Here is a 26,148-nt window from a genome sequence, read left to right on the forward strand (position 1 = left end):
ACCGGAGGGTATCTCCAGTAATCCTTGCGCACCGCACCGGGACAGCGGCTCATCAGGCAATGGCATCCTGGAGCCACCGGCGCAACCGGCCGGGTCGAGGGAGGACGGCGATGGCGACCGAGACGGCAGGGCAGCGGCAGACGGCGCGGGAGCCGATGGCGACCGTACCGGTGCGGACCCAGGACGCACGCCCGATGCGGGCCGATGCGCGCCGCAACTACGAACGGCTGCTGACCGAGGCCCGGACGGCCTTCATCGAACACGGCACGGACACCTCGCTGGAGGACATCGCGCGCCGCGCCGGCGTCGGAATCGGCACCCTCTACCGGCACTTCCCCAACCGCACCGCCCTGATGGGCGCGGTCTTCCAGGGCGAGGTGGACGCCCTGCTCGCCTACGCCAGGGAGCTGGCCGACGCACCGCAGCCGTGCGCCGCACTGGTCGACTGGCTGCGCGCGATCATCACCCACGCCAGCACCTACCGCGGACTGTCCCGCGCACTGATGACCGCGTCGACGGACGAGACCTCCGGGATGGCGAGGTGCAGCGTGCCGATGCGGGAGGCCGGCGGCGCACTGCTGGCCCGCGCCCAGCAGGCCGGAGCCGTACGCCCCGATGTGAACATCCACGACCTGATGCAGCTGACCAACGGCATCGCACTGGCCGTCGAGGAGTCGCCGGACGACCCGAAGCTCGCCGACCGGCTGCTGACCCTCACCCTGAGCGGGTTGAAGGCGGGGACCTGCTGACCCTGGCCCCCGCCCACCCCCCGTGCGCTCAGCGCCGTCTGGGTGCCAGGTCCGCGACCCGGCCGCCGGTGTCGGAGAGCGAGCCGGCCGAGCGGAGCTGCGGCGCACCGGCCGCGCCGCCCGGCGCATGGCTGCGCCGTTGACCGGGCAGCGGCACGTCCCGCCGGGGGCCCCGGCGGTCGCCGGCGGCGCCGTCCAGGCCCGCCTGTCCCGCCCCGTGACCGGCGCCCGAACCGCCGGCGACGGCGATCTGGACGCCCTGGTCGGCCAGCGCCTGGAGCTCCGTAGCGGCCCGGTCGTCATGGCCCGGCGGCTCGTCGGTGACCAGGCGGGTGATCACGTCCGTCGGCACGGTCTGGAACATCGTGTCCGAGCCGAGCTTGGTGTGGTCGGCGAGCACCACCACCTCCCCGGCCGCCTGAACGAGCGCCCGGTCCACGCTGGCGGAGAGCATGTTGGAGGTGGACAGCCCGCGTTCGGCGGTCAGCCCGCTGCCCGACAGGAAGGCCCGGGAGACCCGCAGTCCCTGGAGGGACTGTTCGGCGCCGCTGCCGACCAGTGCGTAGTTGGAGCCGCGCAGGGTGCCTCCGGTCATCACCACCTCGACGCGGTTGGCATGGGCCAACGCCTGGGCGACGAGCAGGGAGTTGGTGACGACGGTGAGTCCGGGGACGCGGGCGAGCCGGCGGGCCAGCTCCTGGGTGGTCGTTCCGGCACCGACGACAATGGCCTCGCCCTCGTCGACGAAACCGGCCGCGAGATCGGCGATGGCCGTTTTCTCCGCGGTCGCTAGATGGGATTTCTGTGGGAATCCGGATTCGCGGGTGAAACCTCCCGGCAAGACTGCTCCACCGTGTCGGCGGTCGAGCAGTCCCTCTGCCTCCAGCGCCCGCACGTCCCGCCGTACGGTTACTTCGGAGGTCTGGACGACGCGGGCGAGCTCCCGGAGCGATACCGCCCCGTTGGCGCGCACCATTTCAAGGATCAATTGGCGACGTTCTGCAGCGAACACGAAACTGACAGTAACGCCAACGACCGTCTGTTTTCAGCAGGTTGCACCAATTAACGGAAGTCGTTCACACCACGCACCGTGACGTGGTATGCGAAGCGCATATGTCGCGCGCGTGTCGAACTGCCGGGCGGTACCGCCGGCTTGACCCCTGGTCAGCCACCATGCCGGACTGAGAGTGACGGACCGTCACCACGGCCCGGCCACCGGGTGCATGCAGGACCGTTTCATCCCAAGTGCTCATTGGGGGCACAAAGTTTTCAATCGCCCCCGGCCGGCCGCGGATCGCCCACGCACCGACCGGGTACCACTCGTGCCCGCCTACTCGCCGGTCTTCCGGCTGTGCAACTGCCGGGCGACCTCGGCGATCGAACCGGACAACGACGGGTAGACCGTGAAGGCGCTGGCGATCTGCTCGACGGTCAGATTGTTGTCGACCGCGATCGAGATGGGATGGATCAGCTCGCTGGCGCGCGGGGAAACGACCACGCCGCCGACCACGATGCCGGTACCGGGGCGGCAGAAGAGCTTCACGAAACCGTCCCGGATGCCCTGCATCTTGGCGCGCGGGTTGCGCAGCAGCGGGAGCTTCACGACCCGGGCGTCGATCCTGCCGCTGTCGACGTCGGCCTGGGAGTAGCCGACGGTGGCGATCTCCGGGTCGGTGAAGACGTTCGCGGAGACGGTCTTGAGGTTCAGCGGGGTCACCGCGTCACCGAGGAAGTGGTACATCGCGATCCGGCCCTGCATCGCGGCGACCGACGCCAGCGCGAAGACGCCGGTGCAGTCACCGGCCGCGTACACGCCCGGGGCGGTGGTGCGGGAGACCTTGTCCGTCCAGACGTGGCCGGAGTCCGTCATCCTGACCCCGGCCGACTCCAGACCGATGCCCTCGGTGTTGGGGATCGAACCGACCGCCATCAGACAGTGCGTACCGGAGATCGTCCGGCCGTCGGCGAGGGTGACCTCGACGCGGTCGCCGACCCGCTTGGCGGACTGGGCCCGGGAGCGCGCCATCACGTTCATGCCGCGGCGGCGGAAGACGTCCTCCAGGACGGCGGCGGCGTCCGGGTCCTCGCCGGGCAGCACCCGGTCACGGGAGGAGACGAGGGTGACGCGGGAGCCGAGCGCCTGGTAGGCACCGGCGAACTCGGCGCCGGTGACGCCGGAACCGACCACGATGAGCTCCTCGGGCAGCTCGTCGAGGTCGTAGACCTGCGTCCAGTTCAGGATCCGCTCGCCGTCCGGGAGGGCGTCCGGGATCTCCCGGGGGTGGGCGCCGGTGGCGATCAGCACCGCGTCCGCGATCAGGCCCTCGGACGTGCCGTCGGCGGCGGTGACGGTGACCTTGCGCGACCCGTCCGGCGCCTGGCCCGGCTCCAACCGGCCGCGGCCGCGCATCACCCGGCCGCCGGCACGGGTCACGGAAGCGGTGATGTCATGCGACTGGGCGAGCGCGAGGCGCTTGACCCGTCGGTTGACCTTGCCGAGGTCGACACCGACGACCCGGGCCGGCCGCTCGTTGTACGGGGTGTCGTCCTCGACGATGATGCCGAGCTCTTCGTACGACGAATCGAAGGTGGTCATCACCTCGGCCGTGGCGATCAGCGTCTTCGACGGCACGCAGTCGGTGAGCACCGACGCCCCGCCCAGACCGTCGCAGTCGACGACGGTCACCTCCGCGCCGAGGGAGGCGGCCACCAGGGCCGCTTCGTATCCGCCGGGTCCGCCACCGATGATCACGATCCGAGTCACGTCCTCCATTGTCCCGCACGCCCGTGGATGGCTCTCGCCCGGGGGCGGATTCACGGCCGGGCGCGCGCCCCCCTCGTCATACGAACCTCCGGTACCACGAGCCCGACGGGCATCCTCCCGTACCCTCGGAACCATGTCGCTCTACGCCGCGTACGCCGGCAACCTCGACGCGCGGCTGATGTCCCGCCGCGCACCGCACTCACCGCTGCGCGGCACCGGCTGGCTCAACGGCTGGCGGCTCACCTTCGGCGGCGAGCAGATGGGCTGGGAAGGCGCCCTGGCGACGGTCGTCGAGGACCCGGACTCCCAGCTCTTCGTCGCGCTCTACGACATCGCCCCCATGGACGAGGAGTCCATGGACCGCTGGGAGGGCGTCGGTATGGAGATCTACCGGCGGATGCGGGTACGGGTCCACACCCTCGAAGGCGACGAGACGGCCTGGATCTACGTCCTCAACGGCTACGAGGGCGGCCTGCCGTCCGCCCGCTATCTGGGCGAGATCGCCGACGCCGCGGAGTCGGCCGGCGCGCCGCACGACTATGTGATGGAGATCCGCAAGCGGCCCTGCTGAGCACGGCCCCCGGAATCCGGCGCCCGCGCTCGGGACCCGTTTGGCGGAAGCCACAAGGCAACGATCCCAGCACCGTGAGCAGAGACATCTACGCGCGTAGGGGATTACCGGCTACCCTCGTCCGCGTGAACGCATCTGTTACCCCGGACATCGCGCGCGACCCGCAGGGCGCCGCCGCCGACGCCGCTGCCCGCCTGCGCGAGCTGACCGGCGCCGAGACCCACGACGTCGCCCTGGTGATGGGCTCCGGCTGGGCCCCGGCCGCCGAGGCCCTGGGCGCGCCCGAGCACGAATTCCCCGTCACCGACCTGCCCGGCTTCCCGCCGCCGGCCGTCGCCGGCCACGGCGGCAAGATCCGCTCCTACCGCATCGGCGAGAAGCGCGCCCTGGTCTTCCTGGGCCGTACGCACTACTACGAGGGCCGCGGTGTCGCCGCGGTCGCGCACGGCGTCCGCACCGCCGTCGCCGCCGGCTGCAAGACCGTCGTGCTCACCAACGGCTGCGGCGGCCTGCGCGACGGCATGCGCCCCGGCCAGCCGGTCCTCATCAGCGACCACCTGAACCTCACCGCCACCTCCCCGATCGTCGGCGCGAACTTCGTCGACCTCACCGACCTGTACTCGCCGCGCCTGCGCGCGCTGTGCAAGGAGATCGACCCCAGCCTGGAAGAGGGCGTCTACGTCCAGTTCCCCGGCCCGCACTACGAGACCCCGGCCGAGATCAAGATGATCCGCACCCTGGGCGCGGACCTGGTCGGCATGTCCACCGTCCTGGAGGCCATCGCGGCCCGTGAGGCCGGTGCCGAGGTGCTCGGGCTGTCGCTGGTGACCAACCTCGCCGCGGGCATGACGGGCGAACCGCTCAACCACGAAGAGGTGCTTCAGGCCGGCCGCGACTCCGCGTCCCGTATGGGCACCCTGCTCGGGCAGGTCCTCAGCAAGATCTGAGGCCTGCCGCACCGGACAGGCCCCAGTCGGCGGGGCGGGTCGGGCACCGCCCGACCGCACCCCGCGACGCACCCCCACCAGGCAGGAGCAACCACGTGGCTACCGATCCCGCGGAGCTGATCAACCGGGCCAGGGCATGGCTGGCCGAGGACCCCGACCCGGAGACCCGGGACGAGCTCGCCGGGCTCGTCGAGGCCCAGGACACCGACGAGCTGGCGGCCCGGTTCGCCGGCACCCTCCAGTTCGGCACCGCCGGGCTGCGCGGGGAGCTGGGCGCGGGCCCGATGCGGATGAACCGCTCGGTGGTCATCCGGGCCGCGGCCGGCCTCGCCGCGTACCTCAAGGGCAAGGGCGACGGCTCCGGCCTGGTCGTCATCGGCTACGACGCGCGCCACAAGAGCGCCGACTTCGCGCGGGACACGGCGGCCGTGATGGTCGGCGCGGGCCTGCGCGCCGCGCTGCTGCCGCGCCCGCTGCCCACCCCCGTCCTGGCGTTCGCGATCAGGCACCTGGGTGCGGTGGCCGGCGTCGAGGTGACCGCCAGCCACAACCCGCCGCGGGACAACGGCTACAAGGTCTACCTGGGCGACGGTTCGCAGATCGTGCCGCCCGCGGACGGCGAGATCGCGGCCGAGATCGCCGCGGTCCGCACGCTGGCCGAGGTACCGCGCCCCGAGTCCGGCTGGGAGACCCTCGACGACACCGTCCTGGCGGCCTATCTGGCGCGTACCGACGCGGTGCTGTACCCCGGCTCCCCCCGCGACCTGAACGTCGTCTACACGCCGATGCACGGCGTCGGCCGGGACACCCTCGTCGCCGCCTTCGCCCGGGCCGGTTTCCCGGCCCCGACGGTCGTCGCCGAGCAGGCCGAGCCGGACCCGGACTTCCCGACGGTCGCCTTCCCCAACCCGGAGGAGCCGGGCGCGATGGACCTCGCGTTCGCCACCGCGCGCACCCGGGGCGCGGGTGAGGTCGACATCGTCATCGCCAACGACCCGGACGCGGACCGCTGCGCCGTCGCCGTCCCGGCCCCCGGTACGCCGGACGGCTGGCGGATGCTGCGCGGCGACGAGGTCGGTGCGCTGCTCGCCGCCCACCTGGTCCGCAAGGGAGCCACCGGCACCTTCGCCACCACGATCGTCTCCTCCCAACTGATGTCCCGGATCGCCGGTGCCGCCACGCTCCCGTACGAGGAGACGCTGACCGGCTTCAAGTGGCTGGCCCGGGTGGACGGTCTGCGGTACGCCTTCGAGGAGGCGCTCGGCTACTGCGTCGACCCGGAGGGCGTCCGCGACAAGGACGGCATCACCGCGGCCCTGCTGGTCGCGGAGCTGGCCGCCGAGCTCAAGGAGGCCGGCCGGACCCTCGACGACCTGCTGGACGACCTCGCGGTGGACTTCGGGCTGCACGCCACCGACCAGCTCTCGGTCCGCGTCGAGGACCTCTCGCTGATCTCCGACGCCATGCGCCGGCTGCGCGAGCAGCCGCCGACCGCGCTGGCCGGCCTGTCCGTGACCCGGGCCGACGACCTGAACGAGGGCAGCGAGGCACTGCCGCCGACCGACGGCCTGCGCTACTACCTCTCCGGCTCACCGGAGGCCGGCATCGAGTCCGCCCGCGTCGTCGTCCGCCCCAGCGGCACCGAGCCCAAGCTCAAGTGCTACCTGGAGGTCGTGGTGCCGGTGGCGTCGGCGGACGCGCTGCCCGAGGCCCGGGGCCGGGCGACGGGGACGCTCGCCGCGATCAAGGGGGATCTGGCGACGGCGGCCGGGATCTGACGGATTCCCTCGACAAACCGCCAGCGGAAAACGGCGGCAACCGCGTTAAGTGGTTGCCGCCGTTTTCCGCCATATCACCAACGATCCGGCTGCCTATACACGGTATAGCCAAGCCTATGATGTGCTCACGGCGGACATCCCGTCAGCTCGCGAGTCCGCCGCTCTGATCAGCGACGTGATGAAGGGGTACGGGCAGCATGGACAAGCACGAACTCAGCACGGCGACCTGGATCAAGAGCAGCTACAGCGACCACGACGGCGGCAACTGCATAGAAATAACCCCCGTTTTCCCCGCCGTCGTCCCCGTCCGCGACAGCAAGACCCCTGAGGGCCCGGTGCTCGTCTTCCCGACCGGCGGCTGGTCCGCCTTCGTCTCCACCGTACAGAACGGGCACTTCCCCTCGGGCACCTGACCGCGCAGCAACCCATCCCCACCGTGAAGAAGGCCGCACGATGGCGAATTCGGGGGCCTTCTTCACGTCGGCACCGGAAAGCGGTCAGTCCTCGTACGCCTCTGTTTCCCCTACCAGCCGCTCGTCAAGGTCGCTCGCCCATTGCTGGGCCCAGATCCTCAGGGCAGTGATGGCGTCCTGGGTGAGGCCATAGGCGGCGAATTCCTCGTCGTCGTACCACTCGGCGCCGGCCAGACGGTCGCGCAGGTCGTCGAGGCGGAAAGTGTCACGTCCGTGGCGTTGGCCGAGCCGTTCGAGTTCCGGACGGGTGCGGTGTTCGGCTGCGGCGTGGACGTCGATGAGGTCCCGGACCGCGCCTCGGTCGGCCAGGGCGCGGACCTTGGTGCCGATGACATCGTCCAGTGACAGGACTGGGCCGTACTCGGTATCGCGCGGCGGCGACCAGAGGTTTTCCTTGAGGATGTCCACCTCACATGCCGCGCCGTCGGTGTCGGTGGCCACGAGACGGGCAGAGAGCGGGTCGGTGCTGATCACCGTGACGTGCCAGCCTCGCTCGGACAGGCCCTCCTGGAGGGTGCGGGCGATATCGGCCATGGGGGCGGGGTTTTCGGTGGCGACGTCGAGGTCTTGGCTGAGGCGGTCGACCAGTCCATGGGCCTGGACGGCGTAGCCGCCGGTGATGACCAAGGGGTAGGGGCTGCCGAGGGCGAGCACATCGGCCAGGAGCCGGCGGTGGAGTGCGCTGAGGTTCACGCGGCCGCAGACGTCCCGTCGGCGAGGGCGGGGAAGGCGGCTTCCCACACTTCGCGGATGTGCCGGCTGACCAGCGTGCGCAACACCGGCCACAGCGAGACGAGCAGGCCCTCGTCGAGGAGGGCGGTCAGGTCGTCGTGCTGTCCCTCGGCCAGGACGGTGCGGTAGTAGCTCATGCGCTGGCGTGGCTGGTCGAGGTTGTAGATGCGCAGGCCGGACCATGCGACGTGCAGAGGCAGCTCGATGCGACCGTGAGTGGGGCCGGTGAGGTCGTTGAGGGATGCCGGCAGGCGGTCGGCGTACCGCTGGCGCAGCACATCGGCGGTGGATGGTGCAGCGGCGGGTGAGGACTGCGAGGCCATGGAGCGATTATCCCCCGCCGAGTGCCTGACGGGTACCGCCGGATCCAGCTGGCGCGCCAGCCCCGCGACTGCCGAACCGACCGCACAAAGGCCGCCCAGGATGAACGCGACGATCCTTGCCCCTGAGTGCGGACGGTGGCGTCGGCGGACGCGCTGCCCGAGGCGCGGGGCCGGGCGGCGGGGACGCTCGCCGCGATCAAGGGGGATCTGGCGACGGCGGCCAGAATCTGACGGATTCCCGTCCACTCCTGCTCTACGTCATGCGCCCCGCTCCCGGGTTCACCGGGGACGGGGCGCGTTGCGTTCGGTCGTCTTCAGCGCCCGACCATGTACGTCACGAAGTCGGCCCACGCGCCAGGTGTGAAGCCGAGGCGGGGGCCCTGGGTGTTCTTGGAGTCACGGACATGGATCGTGCCGGGGGTGGTCGCGACCTCGACGCACTCGCTGCTGTTGCTGCTGTCGCTATAGCTGCTCTTGAACCACCGCAGCCTGGAAGTGTCCCCAGCAGATGCCTTGCGCATCATGTCTCTCCCAGCACTCGCTCGATGAAGGCCAGCGACTCCCCAGGCGTGAGAGCCTGGGAGCGGATCATGCCATACCGCAGCTCAAGGATTCGGAGCTGCTTCGGATCGGAAATGGCACGGCCCGCAAAGGCCCCCTCGGAACGCCCCATCGCCGTTCCGTCCCCGAACTTCAGCACCTGCGTCTCGCCCTGCATTCCGGCGTGCTCCTCGCGGGCAGTCGGCATGACCTGGATCGTGACGTTGCGCAACTTCCCCACCTCCAGGAGACGTTCGAGCTGTCGCCGTAGCACCATTCTGCCTCCGAGGGGGCGGCGCAGTGTCACCTCTTCCTGGACAAAGCTCAGCGCAGGAGCAGGCGACCGCTCGAAGATGGACCGCCTGGCCGCGCGAGCAGCAACTGCCCTTTCGATCTCATCCTGCTCGTACGCGGGCTGCCGCATCTCGAAGAGCGCCCGCGCATAGTCATCCGTCTGCAACAGCCCATGCAGATTGTGGTCGCCGTACGCGAGCAACTCGACCGCCCTGGCCTCCAGCTTCGCCAAGTCCCGTACCTTCTTCGGATACCGGGCCTCCGCCACATCCCGCTTCATCGCGGCCAGCTTCCCGCCCGCCCCCAGCACCTCGTCCGCCCTGTCCAGGAACTCCGGCCGGGGGATGCGCCGCCCGCCCTCCACCTTGTAGATCAGGTCCTCCCCGTACCCGATCGCCGCCCCGAACTCGGCGGCCCGCATTCCCGCCGCCTCGCGCCACGCCTTGAGCTGGCGGCCGACCGTCGCGACCACCGCCGCCCCCGACTCGTCATCCGGATCGACGTCCCAGCCCGGCTCGTCCGCCCCGGCCTCCCCGGTCTCCCCGGTCCCCACGCCCTCGCCGTCTACGGTCATCCGCGCCCACCTCCGAGATCCGTTCCTGGTCAACGCCCCAGCTCACCGCGGTGTCACTCCGGACAGCCGGGACAGCGCCGGACAAGCCCGGGACAGTCTCCGTACGCAAGGGCGCCACCGCTGTTCACGGTACGCACGCATCGCCACGCTGAGTTACATGAACCGAGGAATCCCCCAAACCGACACCCGCACACGGCAGTTCGCGGTCCAGCTCTCCGCCACCCGTCGAGGTGCCCGGCTCGCCAGGCTGCTCGCCATCGAGCAACTCCGTTCCTGGGGGCTCTCCATGGACACCGCCGCCCACGTCATCGCCGAACTCGCCGCCAACGCCGTACTCCATGGGCGCGTAGCGGGACGGGACTTCCGGCTCATGCTGACCGTGCGCGGCGACACACTGCGTATCGAGGTGATCGACGCCCGTGCTGAGCGGCTGCCCGTCCTCGCCGAGCACCCGGAGCACCCGGCCGACAGCGAGTCGGGCCGCGGGTTGCTCCTCGTCGGGGCGCTCGCCGACCGTTGGGGCGTCACCCCGGGGCCCGTCCCCTGCAAAACGGTGTGGGCGGACATCACCCTGGTCACCGCATCGTTCACCACGCCGTTCACCGCATCGCACCTGCCGCGACCCGGCGCAGCACGACGCGGGTGACCACGACGCGGCGCGCCACGACATCAAGGCTTAAAGAGACCGGGAAACAACCCGGGGAAATACCCTTCCCGGCCCCTCCAGCCTCCCGTCACTCACACAGGTGACATCGGCCAACTGGGCTGGATTTCCAGCGGGTTCACTGGCATATGCTCGCCACGACAACTCCAGACATGCGACGGCCCCCGCCGGGACGGCAATCCCGGTGCGAGGGCCTGACCACCGAGGAAGTACGGAGCTTCCCGATGGCTTTGCAGCACCCTAGCGCGCCCTCGTGCGCCGCGTCTCCCGTTCCCCGCCCGACCGCCCGATCCGGTGTCGTCCACGTCAACACCCGGCACACCACCTGCTACACGGTCGTCGGCAACCACCTCGCCCAGCACCGCGAGCTCTCCCTCCTCGCGATCGGGCTCGCCGTCCACATCCAGTCGCTGCCCGTCGGCGCCCTGGTCGGCATCAAGTTCCTGTCGGCCCGCTTCCCCGAGAGCGAGCACCGCATCGCCGGCGCCCTGCGGGAGCTGGAGGCCCACGGCTACCTGGCGCGCACCCGGGAACGTCTCCCCGGCGGCAAGGTCGTCACCCGCACGGTCTCGTACAACCAGCCGGGTTCGAAGGTCACTCCCGCACCCAGGCCGGCCCGCACGCCCGAGCGACCTCAGAAGCAGACGCCGACCGCCCCGGAACCCACGCCGGAAGCCACCCGGCCCGCCGCGCCCACGCCCGTCCCCGTACCTCGGGAACCGCTCCCCGAGCCGCGCACCCCTGCCCCGGAGCGACACCGCACCGCCGCCGCCCTCCTCGCGGAGTTGCACCACCACGAACCCCGGCTTCTGCTCGCAGAACGGGAGGTGCACCGCCTGGCCCCGGCCGCAGCGGCCTGGCTGGAGCGCGGAGCCGCCCCCGATGCCGTGCGGCGCACCCTGACCGCACGCCTTCCTGACGACCTGAAGCACCCGGCCGGTCTGCTCGCACACCGCCTCACCGCGCTGCTGCCGCCGCCCCTACCGGCCATCCCGGTCGTGACCCGCCGCGACCCACTCCAGAACTGCGAGGGCTGCGACCGTGCCTTCCGCTCAGCCGCACCAGGGCACTGCCGCGACTGCCGACCCAACCACAGAGAGGCCGCCTAGCATGAACGTGACGACCCTTGCACCTGAGCACAGACGAGGAGCGCACGCGATGACCATCGCCCCGGATGGCGCACGAAACGGCAGCTCCGAGTACCGAGCGATGCGCGAAATCGTCGAACGGATGCAGGACAGCATTCCCGGCAAATTCGAGATCACCAAGGAAGGAATCGTCCACGACATGATGTCGCCGGGGCGTCCCCACGAGTTCACCGCGGGGCTGATCAGCCGTCGTCTGGAACGCGAGATGCCGGACGGGGTCTGGGCATACACCGGCACACCCGACGTGGAGGACGGGCTCGAAGGCATCATGCGGCATCCCGATGTGATGGTGATCGCCGTGGAGGAGATGAAGGGCCAGGGCTCCTTCGACCCCCGCACCCTCATCGCCGCCGTCGAGATCGTCTCCCGCTCCAACCCGGACAACGACTGGGTGAGCAAGATGCGGGACTATCCACTACTCGACATCCCCATCTATGCGGTCTTCGATCCGCGCGAGGGGAAGGGAGCCGTCCTCTCCGACATCCACTCCACCCCCGATGGCCCCCGCTACGCCACCCGCAAGGACTTCGTCTACGGCGAGGACGTCACTATCGGCGAGTGGACGATCTCGACGGAGGGACTGCCCCGCTACCCCTGAGCCGCCACCCGGCTGGTCGCCGTGGTCGCCCTCACAGCACGATCATCACCGCAAGCCCGACGGCCCCCACCACGCTCGGCGCGATGACCTCGTACGCCCACCGCACCACCGGCTCCCCCTGAGCGCCCTCCCGCCGCGCCGCCCGCTCCTTGATCTCGCGGAGTTCGTCGAGGGTCTGGTCGGCCATGGCGCGGGGCACCGGGCCGCCCGCGTCGGCGTTCGGCCCGAACCGGGGCCGGGTCGAGGCGGCACCGCGCATCGCCTGCCGGCTGGCCTTCTTGCGCTGCCGCAGGGAGACCGGGACGGCCCACAGCTGGTACTTGCCGCCGCCGGCGAACACCTCGGTGGAGAACGACGCCCGCAGGTCCTCCACCGCGTCCCACGGCAGGACGATGGTCCGGAACGGGTTGCGGATTGTCAGCCGGTCCTCCCCCGCCCGCACCAGGGGCCGCAGGGTGAAGGCGATGACCAGCGGCACCACGAGCAGCAGCGCGAACACCGCGGTGAGCCGGGTCTGACCGGTGCCCCGGATCAGCGCGTCGCCGCCGAGCCAGAGGGCGAGCAGCAGGAGCAGCACACCGCCGACGAGGGCCGCCGGCGAGCGGTAGCTGCGCTCGGCGTACTGCGGCGCGGGCGGGGTGGTCCGTTCCTGGCTCGTCATGCCGCCGATTCTGCCCGACCGTCCGGATGTCGGACATTGCGTTACGGCATCATTCGGGTCCGAGGGCGGATTCGGTCGCTTCGAGGGGATGACATGGCGCTACGCGCGTAGATATGCTCCCCTCGTGACCATGCCCATCACTGTTCCCGCATACGGCAAGGAAGCCGCGGGGCGTCTGGCGTCAATGGCGGACGTGACCGCCGACGACGGTGCGCTGCGCCGCTTCCTGCACGGCCTCCCGGGCGTCGACGCGGTCGGCCTGGAAGCTCGCGCCGCCACCCTCGGCACCCGCTCGATCAAGACCACGGCGAAGGCGTACGCCATCGACCTCGCCCTCTCGATGATCGACCTGACGACCCTCGAAGGCGCGGACACCCCCGGCAAGGTCCGGGCACTGTGCGCCAAGGGCATCCACCCCGACCCCACCGACCGCACCACCCCCCGGGTCGCGGCGATCTGCGTCTACCCCGACATGGTCGCCACGGCCAAGGAGGCGTTGCGGAGCGGCGGCGCTCCGGACATCCACGTCGCGTCCGTCGCCACCGCCTTCCCCGCCGGCCGCGCCGCGCTGCCGGTGAAGCTGGCCGACACCCGCGACGCGGTCGCGGCCGGCGCCGACGAGATCGACATGGTGATCGACCGGGGAGCCTTCCTCTCCGGCCACTACCTGGAGGTCTTCGAGGAGATCAAGGCCGTCAAGGAGGCGTGCGCGCGCCCGGACGGCAGTGCCGCCCACCTCAAGGTGATCTTCGAGACCGGCGAGCTCCAGACGTACGACAACGTCCGCCGGGTCTCCTGGCTGGCGATGCTGGCCGGCGCCGACTTCATCAAGACCTCGACCGGCAAGGTCGCGGTCAACGCCACCCCGCCGGTCACGCTGCTGATGCTGGAGGCGGTGCGCGACTTCCACGCCGCCACCGGTGTCCAGGTCGGCGTGAAGCCGGCCGGCGGCATCCGCACCACCAAGGACGCGATCAAGTACCTGGTGATGGTCAACGAGACGCTCGGCGAGCCCTGGCTGACCGCCGACTGGTTCCGCTTCGGCGCCTCCAGCCTCCTGAACGACCTGCTGATGCAGCGCCAGAAGCTCAGCACCGGCCGCTACTCCGGCCCCGACTACGTCACGGTGGACTGAGGCACCCATGACCTTCGATTACGCACCCGCACCCGAGTCCCGCGCGGTCGTCGACATCGCGCCGGCCTACGGGCTGTTCGTCGACGGCGAGTTCGCCCCGGCCTCCGACGGCAAGGTCTTCAAGACCGTCTCCCCCGCCACCGAGGAGGTGCTCTCCGAGGTCGCGCAGGCCAGCGCCGACGACGTCGACCGCGCGGTGAAGGCCGCCCGCAAGGCGTTCGAGAAGTGGTCCGCGCTGCCCGGCGCCGAGCGCGCCAAGTACCTCTTCCGGATCGCCCGGATCATCCAGGAGCGCTCGCGCGAGCTGGCGGTGCTGGAGTCGCTGGACAACGGCAAGCCGATCCGTGAGTCCCGGGACGCCGACCTCCCGCTGGTCGCCGCGCACTTCTTCTACTACGCGGGCTGGGCCGACAAGCTCGACCACGCGGGCTACGGCCGCAACCCGCGCCCCCTGGGCGTCGCGGGCCAGGTCATCCCGTGGAACTTCCCCCTCCTGATGCTGGCGTGGAAGATCGCCCCGGCGCTGGCGACCGGCAACACGGTCGTGCTGAAGCCGGCCGAGACCACCCCGCTCTCCGCCCTGTTCTTCGCGGACGTCTGCCGCCAGGCGGGCCTGCCCAAGGGCGTCGTCAACATCCTCACCGGGGACGGTTCCACGGGCGCGACGCTGGTCGCCCACCCGGACGTGAACAAGGTCGCCTTCACCGGCTCCACCGAGGTCGGCAAGGCGATCGCCCGCACGGTCGCCGGCACGGACAAGAAGCTGACGCTGGAGCTGGGCGGCAAGGCGGCGAACATCGTCTTCGACGACGCGCCGATCGACCAGGCCGTCGAGGGCATCGTCAACGGCATCTTCTTCAACCAGGGCCACGTCTGCTGCGCCGGCTCCCGCCTCCTCGTCCAGGAGTCGGTCCAGGACGAGCTGCTGGACGCCCTCAAGCGCCGCATGCAGACCCTGCGCGTGGGCGACCCGCTCGACAAGAACACCGACATCGGCGCCATCAACTCCGCCGAGCAGCTGGCCCGGATCACCGCGCTGGCCGACGCCGGCGAGGCCGAGGGCGCCGAGCGCTGGGCACCGTCCTGTGAACTCCCCACCTCCGGCTACTGGTTCGCGCCGACCCTCTTCACGGGCGTCACCCAGGCGCACCGGATCGCCCGCGAGGAGATCTTCGGCCCGGTGCTGTCCGTACTGACCTTCCGCACGCCGGAGGAGGCCGTCGCGAAGGCCAACAACACCCCGTACGGGCTGTCGGCCGGCATCTGGACGGAGAAGGGCTCGCGGATGCTGTGGATGGCGAGCCGGCTGCGCGCGGGCGTCATCTGGTCCAACACGTTCAACAAGTTCGACCCGGCCTCGCCGTTCGGCGGCTACAAGGAGTCCGGATTCGGCCGCGAGGGCGGCCGGCACGGTCTGGAGGCGTACCTCGCCCCGTCGAGCCCGGAGGGCGAGCGCTGATGAATACCGTTGATCGCTTGAGCGTGCTCAAGACCTACAAGCTGTACGTCGGGGGGAAGTTCCCCCGGTCCGAGAGCGGGCGGGTGTACGAGGTGACGGACTCCAAGGGCGGATGGCTGGCCAACGCGCCGCTGGCCTCCCGCAAGGACGCCCGGGACGCGGTGGTCGCCGCCCGCAAGGCGTTCGGCGGCTGGTCCGGCGCGACCGCCTACAACCGCGGCCAGATCCTCTACCGCGTCGCCGAGATGCTGGAGGGCCGCCGCGCCCAGTTCGTCGCCGAGGTCGCGGACGCCGAGGGGCTGTCGAAGGCCAAGGCCACCGCGCAGGTGAACGCGGCGATCGACCGCTGGGTCTGGTACGCCGGCTGGTCCGACAAGGTCGCCCAGATCGCCGGGGGCGCCAACCCGGTGGCCGGCCCGTACTTCAACCTCTCCGCCCCCGAACCGACCGGCGTGGTCGCCGTCCTGGCCCCCCAGGAGTCGTCCTTCCTCGGCCTGGTCTCGGTGATCGCCCCGGCGATCGTCACCGGCAACACGGTGGTCGTGGTGGCGTCCGAGGACGCGCCGCTGCCCGCGCTGTCGCTGGCCGAGGTGCTGGCCACCTCCGACCTCCCGGGCGGTGTGGTCAACCTCCTCTCGGGCCGCACGGCCGAGATCGCGACCCCGCTCGCCGCCCACCAGGACGTCAACGCCCTCGACCTGGCGGGCGCGGACGCCGCGTTGGCGAAGGACCTGGAGACGGCGGCGGCCGAGAACCTCAAGCGGGTGCTGCGCCCGTCGACGGTGGACTGGACCGCCGACCCGGGGACGGCCCGGCTGCTGGCCTTCCTGGAGACCAAGACGGTCTGGCACCCGATGGGCGTCTAGGGGCCCTGGGCGTCCGCCCGACAACCACATAACGACCGTGCGGGGCCCCGTCCTTCTGTGGACGGGGCCCCGCACGGTTCCGGTTCGGTGTCGCCTCCGGCGACGGTTCGTCGATCGCCTCGGGCCGGGCGGTGCGCCGCACCTGGCCGGGCGCCTTCCAGCGGCGCTGAGCGTAGCCCCGGCCGGGGCTGGGCGACGGGTTTCCGGCCGAGGCCGTCTGTCACCCCGGCAGCCCCCGGCTGGCCTTCCCCACCAGCGGCAGGTCGCGGAGCGCCGCGCCGCGGGTGAGGTTGCGGGTGAGGTCTGCGGTGGTCACCGGCTTGAAGTCGGCGACCTGGGTGCCGACGGAGTTGGTGAGCGGGTCGACGCTGGTCTTGGCGAACGGGTCCAGCTGCAGGTTCTTGACCGGGCCGACGCTGCCGGCCGTGCCGTGCAGCACCGCTCCGGTCAGCGCCGACTTGGTGGCGCTGACGTCGGACTTGGTCACCGGGACGACCGTCGCACCGGCCGTCGCCGCGCCGCCCGCCGTGACCGCGGCCCCCGCCGCGGAGATCACCAGGCCGACCCGCAGCGCGGTGCGCGGGAGACGGCCGGTCTTGGGACGTGCGTGGGAGGGCATCTGCCACCTGCCTGTGGATCGGAACGCGCTACGAACGGAGCACTGTGGGTAATCACTTGGCTCCGCAGCGTAGTTGAGTGCCGGGCGGCCGAGCCAGCTCGCGCGCCAGGGCTAGCCCACACGGCCCAATGCGCGACAATGGGTGCCCGTGAGCCCCGACTCTTCCGCCCCGCCGTCGACCGCCCGCGTCGTGCTGTTGACCGGCCCGTCCGGTTCCGGCAAGTCGTCCCTGGCCGCCCGGAGCGGCCTGCCGGTCCTCAACCTCGACGACTTCTACAAGGAGGGGACGGACCCGACGCTGCCGCGGCTGCCCGACGGCAGCACCGACTGGGACTCGCCGCTGTCCTGGGACGCCGATGTCGCGGTCGCCGCCATCCACGCGCTGTGCGGTACGGGGCGCACCGAGGTGCCCGTGTACGACATCGCCACCAGCGCCCGGGTCGGCACGTCGGCGCTCGACCTCGGCGGCGCACCGCTGTTCATCGCGGAGGGCGTCTTCGCCGCCGACGTCATCGCGCAGTGCCGGGCGGCCGGTCTGCTGGCCGACGCGCTGTGCCTGTGCGGCCGGCCCACCACCACCTTCCGCCGACGGCTGGCCCGGGACCTGCGCGAGGGCCGCAAGTCGGCCCCGTACCTCGTTCGCCGCGGACTGCGGCTGCTGCGCAACGAGCGGACGATCGTGGCCCGTCACAGAGCGCTGGGCGCGCACGCCTGCGCCAAGCCGGAGGCCCTGGCCCGGATAGCGGCCGCCGGTGCGACGCCCGCCGTGGGCGCGGCCGTGCACTCCTGACAGCTCGGCAGGACGCCGTCGCCCGGCGGGCCGTACGCTCCCGGTAGCGCGGACGGACGTCCGAAGAGCCGACGAGGGGGAGGTCTGCCGATGCCCCGGCAGCACGACTACCGCACCACGGTCACCTGGACCGGCAACACCGGCGCCGGGACCGACAGCTATCGCGGGTACGGCCGGGAGCACGAGGTGCGCGCCGAGGGCCCGCCGCCGCTGGCGGGCACGGCGGACCCCGCGTTCCGCGGCACGGCCGACCGCTGGAACCCCGAGCAGCTGCTGCTCGCCTCGCTCGCGCAGTGCCACATGCTGACGTACCTGGCGCTGTGTGCGCTGGCGGGCGTGGTGGTGACCGGGTACACCGACGAGGCGGACGGGACGATGACCGAGGACGGCGCCGGCGGGGGCCGGTTCACGGAGGTGGTGTTGCGGCCGCGGGTCGAGGTGGCGTCGGCGGACGACGTCGAGCGGGCCCGCCGGCTGCACGGCGAGGCGCACACGAAGTGCTTCATCGCCAACTCGGTGAACTTCCCGGTCCGGCACGAGCCGGTGATGACGGTGCGCGGGGCGTAGGGTCCCGCGCGCCAACAGCACACACGAAGAAGCGGGTTCGGGTAGACCCCCCGGCCACCCGAACCCGCTTCCTTCCCCCGTATCCCCCTCTTTTTTCTCCCCCGTATCCCCCGATACGTCCGGCCTCCGCGGATCGCTCCGCTTCGGCCGGTCCCCCGTATCCCCTTTCCCCCTCGGGCGTTCCCCGTTCCCCCTCGGGCTCCCCCGGTCCTTCAGGCCACCAGCTCGCCGAAGGACTCCTCCTCGTCACGGCCGAAGCTGAGGACCTCGTCCTCGCGCAGCCGGCGCAGGGCGCGCCAGATGCTCGACTTCACCGTGCCGACACTGATGTTGAGAATGTCCGCGATCTCCGGGTCCGTACGGCCCTCGTAGTAGCGCAGCACCAGCATGGTGCGCTGCGTCTCGGGCAGTCGGGCCAGCGCCTGCCACAGCACGGCGCGCAGCTCGGTGCCGCGCATGGCGTCCACCTCGCCCGCGGTCTCCGGCAGCTCCTCCGTCGGGTACTCGTTGAGCTTGCGACGGCGCCAGGCGCTGATGTGCAGGTTGGTCATGGTGCGGCGCAGATAGCCGCCGAGCGCCGCCTTGTCGCTGATCCGGTCCCACGCCCGGTAGGTCGAGAACAGCGCGCTCTGGAGCAGGTCCTCGGCCTCGTAGCGGTCGCCGGTCAGGTGGTAGGCGGTGGCGTACAGGGAGGCGCGGCGCTCCTGGACGTAGGCGGTGAAGGCCGCTTCGGCCGCGGCCGCCTCCGACGCGGAACGCCGTTCCCCCGTGGCCTCCCCGTACTCCGCTCCCCCGGTGTTTCCCCCGTGGGCGGCGGCACTCTCCCGCCGCCCGGTTCCCCCGTTGACGTCCACGTTCGTGGCGTCGATGGCCACCATGAAGGGCAGCCGCTGACGTCCGGCGCCGCGAGCGCACCCCCGCCCGCTCACGGCACCGGACTTCTCCGTGGCCCGAACGACGTCATGGAGTCGCGTGATAACTGCGCTGGAAGTGCTGCCGTGCAGTGTGGTCATCTCGCGCCCCCCGTCGTAGAGCCAGCTCGTTCGGTGTCTCCCGGGTGTTGATCTCTCCCGGTGCCCCAAAGACTGCCAAGCCAGTTTCATCGCGTTGTCCGCCGACTGTCACAGACCTGTCACAGGGGCCGGTGGCCACCCCGCGGAACCCGTCGCCCGTACGGGACCCGGGCACGCGGGCGGCACCGGTCGATGTCCCGGCGCCCATGGGACAGAATGGCGCTGTGCCTTTCCTGTTGCTGATCGAGGACGACGACGCCATCCGCACGGCCCTCGAACTCTCGCTGTCCCGCCAGGGTCACCGTGTGGTGACCGCGGCGACGGGCGAGGACGGCCTGAAGCTGCTGCGCGAGCAGCGCCCGGACCTGATCGTGTTGGACGTGATGCTGCCGGGCATCGACGGTTTCGAGGTGTGCCGGCGGATCCGGCGTACGGACCAGCTGCCCATCATCCTGCTCACCGCGCGCAACGACGACATCGACGTCGTGGTGGGCCTGGAGTCCGGCGCCGACGACTACGTCGTCAAACCGGTCCAGGGGCGGGTGCTGGACGCCCGTATCCGGGCCGTGCTGCGCCGCGGCGAGCGCGAGTCCAACGACTCGGCGACGTTCGGCTCGCTGGTGATCGACCGCTCGGCGATGACCGTCACCAAGAACGGCGAGGACCTGCAACTGACGCCGACCGAGCTGCGGTTGCTGCTGGAGCTCAGCCGCCGCCCCGGCCAGGCGCTGTCCCGGCAGCAGCTGCTGCGGCTGGTGTGGGAGCACGACTACCTCGGCGACTCGCGCCTGGTGGACGCCTGTGTGCAGCGGCTGCGCGCCAAGGTGGAGGACGTCCCGTCCTCCCCGACCCTGATCCGTACGGTCCGCGGCGTCGGCTACCGGCTGGACTCCCCACAGTGACGGAACGTTCCCACACGGGCGGGCCGGCCGACGACGGCGCGGGCGACCCGGCCGAGCGCGGTGCCGCGCCCGCGCCGTCGTCCTCCTCCGGGCGGCGGGCGCCGCGGCTGCTCCGCCGCGCCTCGGGGCTGCTGCGCTGGACCAGCCTGCGGCTGCGCCTGGTCGTGGTGTTCGCACTGGTGGCGCTGACCGCCGCGGTCTCCGCGTCCGGCATCGCGTACTGGCTGAACCGCAACACCGTGCTGGACCGCACCCAGAACGCCGTCCTCAAGGACTTCCGCAAGGCGCTGGAGGACAGCACGCGGTCGCTGCCGCTACGCCCGCGGTGCGCCGAACTCCAGGACGCCGCACGGCAGATGGCGAGCGGCCCGCAGAACTACGCGGTGCTGCTGATCGGCGTGGACCGCGAGGGCAAGGCCTGCGCGGCCACCACCGACAAGGACCTGCTGACGCTGAAGAGCGTGCCGAAGTCGCTGCGCACCGCGGTGAACGAGGTCCGGCCGGTCGACGAGTCCAACCACTACGCGCACCACCTGTACTGGCAGCGCCAGGAAGTAGGGGACGTCCCCTACCTCGTGGCCGGCGCGAAGGTGATCGGCGGCGGGCCGACCGGCTACCTGATGAAGTCGCTCGCGACCGAGCGGCAGGACCTCAACTCGCTCGCCTGGTCGCTGGGCATCGCCACCGCGCTCGCCCTGGTCGGCTCGGCGCTGCTGGCGCAGGCGGCCGCGACCACCGTGCTGCGCCCGGTACAACGGCTGGGGCACGCCGCGCGGCAGCTGGGCGAGGGACGGCTGGACACCCGGCTGCGGGTCACCGGCACCGACGAACTCGCCGACCTCTCGCGTACGTTCAACCGCACGGCGGAGCGACTGGAGCAACGGGTCGACGAGCTCAGCGCCCGGGAGGCCGCCTCCCGGCGGTTCGTCGCGGACATGTCGCACGAACTGCGGACGCCGCTGACGGCGATCACCGCGGTCTCCGAGGTCCTGGAGGAGGAGGCCGACTCCCTGGACCCGATGATCGCGCCCGCCGTCCAACTGGTGGTCAGCGAGACCCGGCGGCTGAACGACCTGGTGGAGAACCTGATGGAGGTCACCCGCTTCGACGCGGGAACGGCCCGGCTGGTGCTCGACGACGTCGACGTGGCGGACCAGGTGACCGCCTGCATCGACGCGCGGGCCTGGCTGGACGCGGTGGAACTGGACGCGGACCGCGGCATCGTGGCCCGGCTGGACCCGCGGCGGCTCGACGTCATCCTGGCGAACCTCATCGGCAACGCCCTGAAGCACGGCGGCTCGCCGGTGCGGGTTTCGGTGCACACGGAGGACGTCCGCCGGGGCGACGCGGCGGACGAGGACGAGGCCGTCACGACGGGCCCCGCCGCCGGCTCCGGCACCCGGAGCGCGCCGGAGGGCACCGTCGACGAGGCCGCCGAGGCGCCCGAGGCGCGCCCCCGACCCGGCGGCGGGCAGCTGGTCATCCGCGTTCGCGACCACGGCCCCGGCATCCCCGAAGAGGTGCTGCCGCACGTCTTCGACCGCTTCTACAAGGCCAGCGCCTCCCGCCCGCGCTCGGAGGGCAGCGGCCTGGGCCTGTCCATCGCCCTGGAGAACGCCCACATCCACGGCGGTGAGATCACCGCGGCCAACCTCCCCGAGGGCGGCGCGGTGTTCACCCTGCGGCTGCCGATGGACGCCTCCCCGCTGGCGGGCGACGACGGACGGGTCGGCGACCCGAACGGCAGGGACGGCGCGGCCGACGAGGGCACGGAGGACGAGCGATGACGCCGACCGGGCGGAGCTGGCGGCAGACGGCCGGGGTGGCGGCGCTGGTGCTCGCCGCCGCGGGCTGCGGGATCCGGGGCACGTCGGTGCCGGTCGACGCGGGCGGCGCGCCCTCCCGGGTGAGCTGCAAGGCCCCGTCGAGCGAGGCGGCACCCGGGACGGCCGACGGCAAGCGGGCCGCGGTCTACCTGGTGTGCGGCTCGGCGCTGGCACAGGTCGAGCGGCCGCTCGCCCCGGCCACGGGCACCGGCTCCGCCGACCCGCGGGTGCACGCCGCCCGTGCGCTGCTCCAGGAGTTGCAGCGCACGCCGTCGCCGGCCGAGGAGACGGCCGGCTTCAGCAGCGCGCTGCCCGCCGACCTGAAGGTCGACGGCCCGCGCCCCGGCGACCCCGCGGACGCCCTGCGGCTGAGCATCCGACCGGACGACCTCCCGTCCTTCGCACTGGCCCAGCTGGTGTGCACCTACGGCACGAGCCCGGCTCTGGGACGGACGCACGCGGCCGTACTGGGCGGGCCCGGCAGCGGCGATCGGACGCACCGCTACGACTGCTCCGCCGACGTCCTGGCCAACCCGGACATCGCGGAGAACGCGGGGTGGGGAGACCCCCTGTCGGACGAGGGGTAGCCGCCACCGGCCCCGGGTGCACACGGTGGGCGTCGTGCCGAGGGCGACGGGCGGGGGCAGGGGCGGGGGCGGCGCCACGGCCCGGTCAAGACGGGTGCAACGGGGCGGAACCGCAACCGCCGCTACCGGCGTCCTGGCCTGTGTGCAGCCTCATGGCCCCGGCACCACCGCCGCCCCCCGTATGCGCGTCACCGGACTCCTGCTCCTCGTGGCGCATCTGCTGATCGTCGGCTGGCTCACACTGCGTCCCCGTACGGTGCCCTGGGTGCCGGCTCCGAACCTCCGGCCGCTGGCGACGATCCGGGCCGAGCTGGTCCACGGCCTGTCGTGGGAGGCCGTGCAGCATCTGGGCGGGCCGGTGCTGCTGCTGGCGCCGCTGGGGGTCCTGCTGCCGCTCTCGGCCGGGCGGCTGAACGTTTCTCCGCTGGTGTCGCTGACCCGTACCGTCTTCGCCGGCGCGATGATCGCGCTGGCCATCGAGCTGTTGCAGTCCGGGATCCCCGGCCGGGTGCCGGACGTCGACTCGGTGCTGCTGAACACGCTCGGGGTGGCACTGGTGCACCTGGCCGTCGTCCCTGGGGCCCGGTGCGCGCTCCGCCGGCGGTACGAGGAGCCCAGGGGTGCGACCCCGAGGATTCCCAGGGTCGGCGTCGCCCGGCAGACCGACGCGCTCTCGGGTGGCCGGACCTACCTTTGAGACATCGGGGCAAACGCCTCACGAAGTCGAAAAGGAGTCACCCACCATGGCCGCCGCACTGGTCCGCCCCCACGACAACCGCATGATCGCCGGAGTCTGCGCGGGCCTGGCCCGTCGCTTCGGTACCACCCCGACGACGATGCGCGTGATCTTCGTCCTGTCGTGCCTGCTCCCCGGCCCGCAGTTCCTGCTCTACCTGGCGCTGTGGATACTCCTCCCCTCGGAGGACAAGGCCACCAGCGCCACCGCCTGGTGAGCCGGCCCGCCGGCCGGGCCGGGAGCGGCCGGGACACGACGACGCCCCGGCCGTGAGCACGAGGGCTACGGCCGGGGCACGACGCGTTGCACGTCCCCGGGGGACGGCGCAGAGGACCGTGTCAGGGAAGCTGCGGCAGGTTCTTGGTGACGACCGGCAGGCCACCGAGCAGCTTGTTGCCCTTGGTGTTCGGGCGGATCTTGACGTCGTTGCTGCCCGGCTTGACGTTGGAGACGGTCTTGGTGGCCCCGGAGAGGGTCTTGGCGGTGTCGCCCACCGGCAGGTTCTTCAGCACACCCGTGGTGTCGGCTCCGGCCACCGGGGTGGCCGCGTTGGCGGCGCCCGCTGCGGTGACGGCGATGGCGGCACCGAGAGCGGCGGCACCGAGAGTCTTGATGGTTCCCTGCTTCATCGAATTACGTCCTCGTGATGGGGAAGATGCGACTTGACCGACACATGAACCTAGTGACGCGACAACCGGCGCCGCAAACAGCCACAAGGTAAAGAAAAAACGGCCGGTGGACATTCCACCGGCCGTTGCGCTATATGCTCGCGCTATGCCCTACGCGAGGGCATAATCCCTGCTCATGCGGGCGATGAACCCGCCGGACGGAAGAGCCATTCGGCCCGCAGTTCCGCGTATCCGGGCTTGATGACGTCATTGATCATGGCGAGACGTTCATCGAAAGGAATGAACGCTGATTTCATCGCATTGACTGTAAACCACTGCATGTCGTCGAGCGTGTAGCGAAATGTCTTGACCAGGTGCTCGAATTCCCGGGACATGTTCGTACCGCTCATCAGCCGGTTGTCGGTGTTGACCGTCAGCCTGAACTGGAGCCGACGCAGCAGGCCGATGGGGTGCTCCGCGTAGGACGGGGCGGCACCGGTCTGGAGGTTGGAGGTCGGGCACATCTCCAGCGGGATGCGCTTGTCCCGCACGTACGAGGCGAGCCGGCCGAGCGTGACCGAGCCGTCGTCGGCGACCTCGATGTCGTCGATGATCCGGACGCCGTGGCCGAGTCGGTCGGCGCCGCACCACTGGAGCGCCTGCCAGATGGACGGCAGGCCGAAGGCCTCACCGGCGTGGATGGTGAAGTGGTTGTTCTCCCGCTTGAGGTACTCGAACGCGTCGAGGTGGCGGGTGGGAGGGTAGCCGGCCTCGGCGCCCGCGATGTCGAAGCCGACGACGCCGGAGTCCCGGTAGCGGTTGGCGAGTTCGGCGATCTCCAGGGCGCGGGCGGCGTGCCGCATGGCGGTCAGCAGCGCGCCGACGCGGATGCGGTGGCCGTTCTCGCGGGCCCGCCGCTCGCCCTCGCGGAAGCCCTCGTTGACCGCCTCGACGACCTCTTCGAGGGTCAGCCCCTGCTCCAGGTGCTGCTCGGGCGCGTAGCGGACCTCGGCGTAGACCACACCGTCGGCGGCCAGGTCCTCGGCGCACTCGGCGGCCACCCGGGCCAGCGCGTCGCGGGTCTGCATGACGGCGCAGGTGTGCGCGAAGGTCTCCAGATAGCGCTCCAGAGAACCCGAATCGGCGGCCTCGCGGAACCAGATCCCGAGCTTCTCCGGGTCGGTCTCGGGCAGCCCTTCGTAGCCGTTCTGACGGGCCAGGTCGACGACCGTGGCCGGGCGCAGGCCGCCGTCCAGGTGGTCGTGGAGCAGCACCTTGGGGGCGCGACGGATCTGTTCAGTGGTGGGAAGGGTGGTGGTCTCGCTCGTCATCTCCGCACTGTAGCCCCTACGCGCGTAGATATCACCGAACGATACGTAACAGTGACCCGTCCACAGGGTGGCGGGCACGCTTCCTTCTGCCATCGTTCTGGTCATGGCTCAGCAAGCACTGCCGGTGCGCGAGGCCCGGCTGGGAAGACAGCTGGGAAGAAACGGAACCCAGGGGGCGGTGAGCGGGGTCGCCCTCTTACTGCCGGGAGGCGGGGCGACCGGCGTGCGACGCCCGTCGCCGGTGCCCGCGTTGGCGGTGCGTCCGCTCGCGGTCCGGCTGGCCCGGGCGGGGCGCCCCGAGGGGCTGACCGCGCACGTCGTGCACTACCGCTGCCGCGGCTGGAACGGCAGCGCGGCACACCCCGCGCGGGACGCCACCTGGGCGCTGGAGGAGGTGGTCCGCCGCTACGGCGACGTCCCCGTCTGCCTCGTCGGCACCGGCATGGGCGCCCGCGCCGCGCTGCACGCCGCGGGACACCCCGCCGTCAACTCCGTGCTGGCGATCGCTCCTTGGCTGTCCGACCCGCGCCGGCACGACGAACAGCCCGATCCGGTGAAACAGCTCATCGGCCGCCGCGTCCTCCTCGTGCACGGCACCAACGACGAGCGCCACGACCCCGACCTCTCCTACCGCTACGCCGAGCGCGCCAAGAAGGTCAACCGCGACACCTGCCGCTTCGAGGTGCACTCCGACGGCCACTCGCTGCACCAGCACCGCACCGAAGTCCACGCCCTCGCCGCCGACTTCATGCTCGGCTCGCTCTTCGCCCGCGACTACTCCCGCCCCGTGAAGGACGCCCTGGCCGCCCCGCCGCCCCTGGGCCTGCGCATGCCCCTGGCCTCGGGGTTCGGGGCGTCGCTGCGGCACTGAGGCGGTCGGTCGGCACGGCGGG

At 71.5% G+C, this 26,148-nt stretch carries 30 protein-coding genes; 19 read left to right on the top strand and 11 right to left on the bottom strand.

Annotated elements, in window-relative coordinates; all coding sequences use genetic code 11:
- Positions 1-194: 194 nt before the first annotated feature.
- A complete protein-coding gene (locus tag AB0C96_RS30095) occupies positions 195-749 on the top strand; it encodes a helix-turn-helix domain-containing protein (protein WP_362921756.1) in 555 nt (184 codons plus the stop codon).
- 28 nt (positions 750-777) lie between these two features.
- Here AB0C96_RS30095 and AB0C96_RS30100 read toward each other — a convergent pair whose 3' ends face one another.
- Positions 778-1,761 carry a DeoR/GlpR family DNA-binding transcription regulator gene (locus tag AB0C96_RS30100; protein ID WP_362921659.1) on the bottom strand — a complete coding sequence of 328 codons (984 nt, stop codon included), beginning with the start codon at positions 1,759-1,761 and terminating at the stop codon, positions 778-780.
- Positions 1,762-2,079: 318 nt separating this feature from the next.
- On the bottom strand, positions 2,080-3,522 hold the full coding sequence (locus AB0C96_RS30105; protein WP_362921661.1) for an NAD(P)H-quinone dehydrogenase: 1,443 nt from the start codon (positions 3,520-3,522) through the stop codon (positions 2,080-2,082).
- A 124-nt stretch (positions 3,523-3,646) separates the two neighbouring features.
- Here AB0C96_RS30105 and AB0C96_RS30110 point away from each other — a divergent pair, with 124 nt between their 5' ends.
- The 4 genes from AB0C96_RS30110 to AB0C96_RS30125 all read left to right on the top strand — a co-directional run bounded on the left by AB0C96_RS30110 (position 3,647) and on the right by AB0C96_RS30125 (position 7,222).
- Entirely contained in the window at positions 3,647-4,084 is a 438-nt protein-coding gene (locus tag AB0C96_RS30110; protein WP_362921663.1) for a gamma-glutamylcyclotransferase, read from the top strand.
- A gap of 125 nt (positions 4,085-4,209) precedes the next feature.
- Positions 4,210-5,031, top strand: a complete 822-nt coding sequence (locus AB0C96_RS30115; RefSeq protein ID WP_362921665.1) for a purine-nucleoside phosphorylase — start codon at positions 4,210-4,212, stop codon at positions 5,029-5,031.
- A 95-nt stretch (positions 5,032-5,126) separates the two neighbouring features.
- Positions 5,127-6,809, top strand: coding sequence for a phospho-sugar mutase (locus AB0C96_RS30120; protein ID WP_362921667.1), 1,683 nt, complete (start codon positions 5,127-5,129; stop codon positions 6,807-6,809).
- A gap of 197 nt (positions 6,810-7,006) precedes the next feature.
- Positions 7,007-7,222: a DUF397 domain-containing protein gene (locus AB0C96_RS30125; RefSeq protein ID WP_362921668.1), complete on the top strand. Its 216-nt coding sequence runs from the start codon at positions 7,007-7,009 to the stop codon at positions 7,220-7,222.
- Positions 7,223-7,306: 84 nt separating this feature from the next.
- Here the strand turns inward: AB0C96_RS30125 and AB0C96_RS30130 are convergent, their stop codons facing one another.
- The 4 genes from AB0C96_RS30130 to AB0C96_RS30145 form a co-directional block, all read right to left on the bottom strand.
- Complete coding sequence (locus tag AB0C96_RS30130; protein WP_362921670.1) at positions 7,307-7,975, bottom strand: nucleotidyl transferase AbiEii/AbiGii toxin family protein; 669 nt, start codon at positions 7,973-7,975, stop codon at positions 7,307-7,309.
- Positions 7,972-8,337, bottom strand: a complete 366-nt coding sequence (locus tag AB0C96_RS30135) for a hypothetical protein (RefSeq protein ID WP_362921672.1) — start codon at positions 8,335-8,337, stop codon at positions 7,972-7,974. Before AB0C96_RS30135 ends, AB0C96_RS30130 begins: the two co-directional genes overlap by 4 nt.
- A gap of 314 nt (positions 8,338-8,651) precedes the next feature.
- On the bottom strand, positions 8,652-8,861 hold the full coding sequence (locus tag AB0C96_RS30140) for a DUF397 domain-containing protein (RefSeq protein WP_362921674.1): 210 nt from the start codon (positions 8,859-8,861) through the stop codon (positions 8,652-8,654).
- Positions 8,858-9,745 (bottom strand): helix-turn-helix transcriptional regulator, encoded by an 888-nt coding sequence (locus tag AB0C96_RS30145; protein WP_362921675.1) that lies wholly within the window; start codon positions 9,743-9,745, stop codon positions 8,858-8,860. Before AB0C96_RS30145 ends, AB0C96_RS30140 begins: the two co-directional genes overlap by 4 nt.
- Positions 9,746-9,902: 157 nt before the next feature.
- On the opposite strand from AB0C96_RS30145, the gene AB0C96_RS30150 reads away from it, so the two are divergent.
- The 3 genes from AB0C96_RS30150 (at position 9,903) to AB0C96_RS30160 (ending at position 12,155) form a co-directional block, all read left to right on the top strand.
- Positions 9,903-10,391 carry an ATP-binding protein gene (locus AB0C96_RS30150; RefSeq protein WP_362921677.1) on the top strand — a complete coding sequence of 163 codons (489 nt, stop codon included), beginning with the start codon at positions 9,903-9,905 and terminating at the stop codon, positions 10,389-10,391.
- 242 nt (positions 10,392-10,633) lie between these two features.
- Positions 10,634-11,518 carry a helix-turn-helix domain-containing protein gene (locus AB0C96_RS30155; RefSeq protein ID WP_362921678.1) on the top strand — a complete coding sequence of 295 codons (885 nt, stop codon included), beginning with the start codon at positions 10,634-10,636 and terminating at the stop codon, positions 11,516-11,518.
- Between the two features lie 49 nt (positions 11,519-11,567).
- Entirely contained in the window at positions 11,568-12,155 is a 588-nt protein-coding gene (locus AB0C96_RS30160) for a Uma2 family endonuclease (RefSeq protein WP_362921679.1), read from the top strand.
- Between the two features lie 31 nt (positions 12,156-12,186).
- On the opposite strand, the gene AB0C96_RS30165 is transcribed toward AB0C96_RS30160, so the two are convergent.
- Positions 12,187-12,816 carry a PH domain-containing protein gene (locus AB0C96_RS30165; RefSeq protein WP_362921680.1) on the bottom strand — a complete coding sequence of 210 codons (630 nt, stop codon included), beginning with the start codon at positions 12,814-12,816 and terminating at the stop codon, positions 12,187-12,189.
- Between the two features lie 130 nt (positions 12,817-12,946).
- Between AB0C96_RS30165 and deoC the strand changes: the two genes are divergently transcribed.
- From deoC to AB0C96_RS30180, 3 genes are read left to right on the top strand one after another with little or no spacing between them, the layout of a single operon-like run.
- Positions 12,947-13,951, top strand: a complete 1,005-nt coding sequence (gene deoC, locus AB0C96_RS30170; protein WP_362921758.1) for a deoxyribose-phosphate aldolase — start codon at positions 12,947-12,949, stop codon at positions 13,949-13,951.
- Positions 13,952-13,958: 7 nt separating this feature from the next.
- Positions 13,959-15,410 (top strand): aldehyde dehydrogenase family protein, encoded by a 1,452-nt coding sequence (locus AB0C96_RS30175; protein WP_362921682.1) that lies wholly within the window; start codon positions 13,959-13,961, stop codon positions 15,408-15,410.
- Positions 15,410-16,276 carry an aldehyde dehydrogenase family protein gene (locus AB0C96_RS30180; protein ID WP_362921684.1) on the top strand — a complete coding sequence of 289 codons (867 nt, stop codon included), beginning with the start codon at positions 15,410-15,412 and terminating at the stop codon, positions 16,274-16,276. Before AB0C96_RS30175 ends, AB0C96_RS30180 begins: the two co-directional genes overlap by 1 nt.
- Before the next feature lie 220 nt (positions 16,277-16,496).
- Here AB0C96_RS30180 and AB0C96_RS30185 read toward each other — a convergent pair whose 3' ends face one another.
- Entirely contained in the window at positions 16,497-16,895 is a 399-nt protein-coding gene (locus AB0C96_RS30185; RefSeq protein WP_362921686.1) for a hypothetical protein, read from the bottom strand.
- 148 nt (positions 16,896-17,043) lie between these two features.
- Between AB0C96_RS30185 and AB0C96_RS30190 the strand changes: the two genes are divergently transcribed.
- Positions 17,044-17,685, top strand: a complete 642-nt coding sequence (locus AB0C96_RS30190; RefSeq protein ID WP_362921688.1) for an ATP-binding protein — start codon at positions 17,044-17,046, stop codon at positions 17,683-17,685.
- Between the two features lie 90 nt (positions 17,686-17,775).
- Complete coding sequence (locus tag AB0C96_RS30195; protein WP_362921690.1) at positions 17,776-18,252, top strand: OsmC family protein; 477 nt, start codon at positions 17,776-17,778, stop codon at positions 18,250-18,252.
- A gap of 212 nt (positions 18,253-18,464) precedes the next feature.
- Here AB0C96_RS30195 and AB0C96_RS30200 read toward each other — a convergent pair whose 3' ends face one another.
- The gene (locus AB0C96_RS30200; protein WP_362921692.1) at positions 18,465-19,265 is read right to left on the bottom strand and encodes a SigE family RNA polymerase sigma factor; all 801 of its coding nucleotides are present in this window, start codon (positions 19,263-19,265) and stop codon (positions 18,465-18,467) included.
- A gap of 224 nt (positions 19,266-19,489) precedes the next feature.
- Between AB0C96_RS30200 and afsQ1 the strand changes: the two genes are divergently transcribed.
- The 5 genes from afsQ1 to AB0C96_RS30225 all read left to right on the top strand — a co-directional run bounded on the left by afsQ1 (position 19,490) and on the right by AB0C96_RS30225 (position 23,533).
- Complete coding sequence (gene afsQ1 / locus AB0C96_RS30205; protein ID WP_181924064.1) at positions 19,490-20,167, top strand: two-component system response regulator AfsQ1; 678 nt, start codon at positions 19,490-19,492, stop codon at positions 20,165-20,167.
- A 107-nt stretch (positions 20,168-20,274) separates the two neighbouring features.
- On the top strand, positions 20,275-21,954 hold the full coding sequence (locus AB0C96_RS30210; RefSeq protein ID WP_362921760.1) for a HAMP domain-containing sensor histidine kinase: 1,680 nt from the start codon (positions 20,275-20,277) through the stop codon (positions 21,952-21,954).
- Positions 21,951-22,580 (top strand): hypothetical protein, encoded by a 630-nt coding sequence (locus AB0C96_RS30215; RefSeq protein WP_362921694.1) that lies wholly within the window; start codon positions 21,951-21,953, stop codon positions 22,578-22,580. The genes AB0C96_RS30210 and AB0C96_RS30215 overlap by 4 nt, the downstream gene beginning before the upstream one ends.
- A gap of 142 nt (positions 22,581-22,722) precedes the next feature.
- On the top strand, positions 22,723-23,277 hold the full coding sequence (locus AB0C96_RS30220) for a VanZ family protein (RefSeq protein WP_362921696.1): 555 nt from the start codon (positions 22,723-22,725) through the stop codon (positions 23,275-23,277).
- A 46-nt stretch (positions 23,278-23,323) separates the two neighbouring features.
- Positions 23,324-23,533 (top strand): PspC domain-containing protein, encoded by a 210-nt coding sequence (locus tag AB0C96_RS30225; RefSeq protein ID WP_362921697.1) that lies wholly within the window; start codon positions 23,324-23,326, stop codon positions 23,531-23,533.
- Between the two features lie 121 nt (positions 23,534-23,654).
- On the opposite strand, the gene AB0C96_RS30230 is transcribed toward AB0C96_RS30225, so the two are convergent.
- Positions 23,655-23,945, bottom strand: a complete 291-nt coding sequence (locus AB0C96_RS30230; RefSeq protein ID WP_362921699.1) for a hypothetical protein — start codon at positions 23,943-23,945, stop codon at positions 23,655-23,657.
- Positions 23,946-24,118: 173 nt separating this feature from the next.
- The gene (locus tag AB0C96_RS30235; RefSeq protein WP_362921701.1) at positions 24,119-25,255 is read right to left on the bottom strand and encodes an adenosine deaminase; all 1,137 of its coding nucleotides are present in this window, start codon (positions 25,253-25,255) and stop codon (positions 24,119-24,121) included.
- A gap of 103 nt (positions 25,256-25,358) precedes the next feature.
- Here AB0C96_RS30235 and AB0C96_RS30240 point away from each other — a divergent pair, with 103 nt between their 5' ends.
- Positions 25,359-26,126: an alpha/beta hydrolase gene (locus AB0C96_RS30240; RefSeq protein WP_362921703.1), complete on the top strand. Its 768-nt coding sequence runs from the start codon at positions 25,359-25,361 to the stop codon at positions 26,124-26,126.
- Positions 26,127-26,148 lie beyond the last annotated feature (22 nt).

The sequence above is a fragment of the Streptomyces sp. NPDC048506 genome (assembly GCF_040651315.1).
Taxonomy (GTDB): domain Bacteria; phylum Actinomycetota; class Actinomycetes; order Streptomycetales; family Streptomycetaceae; genus Streptomyces.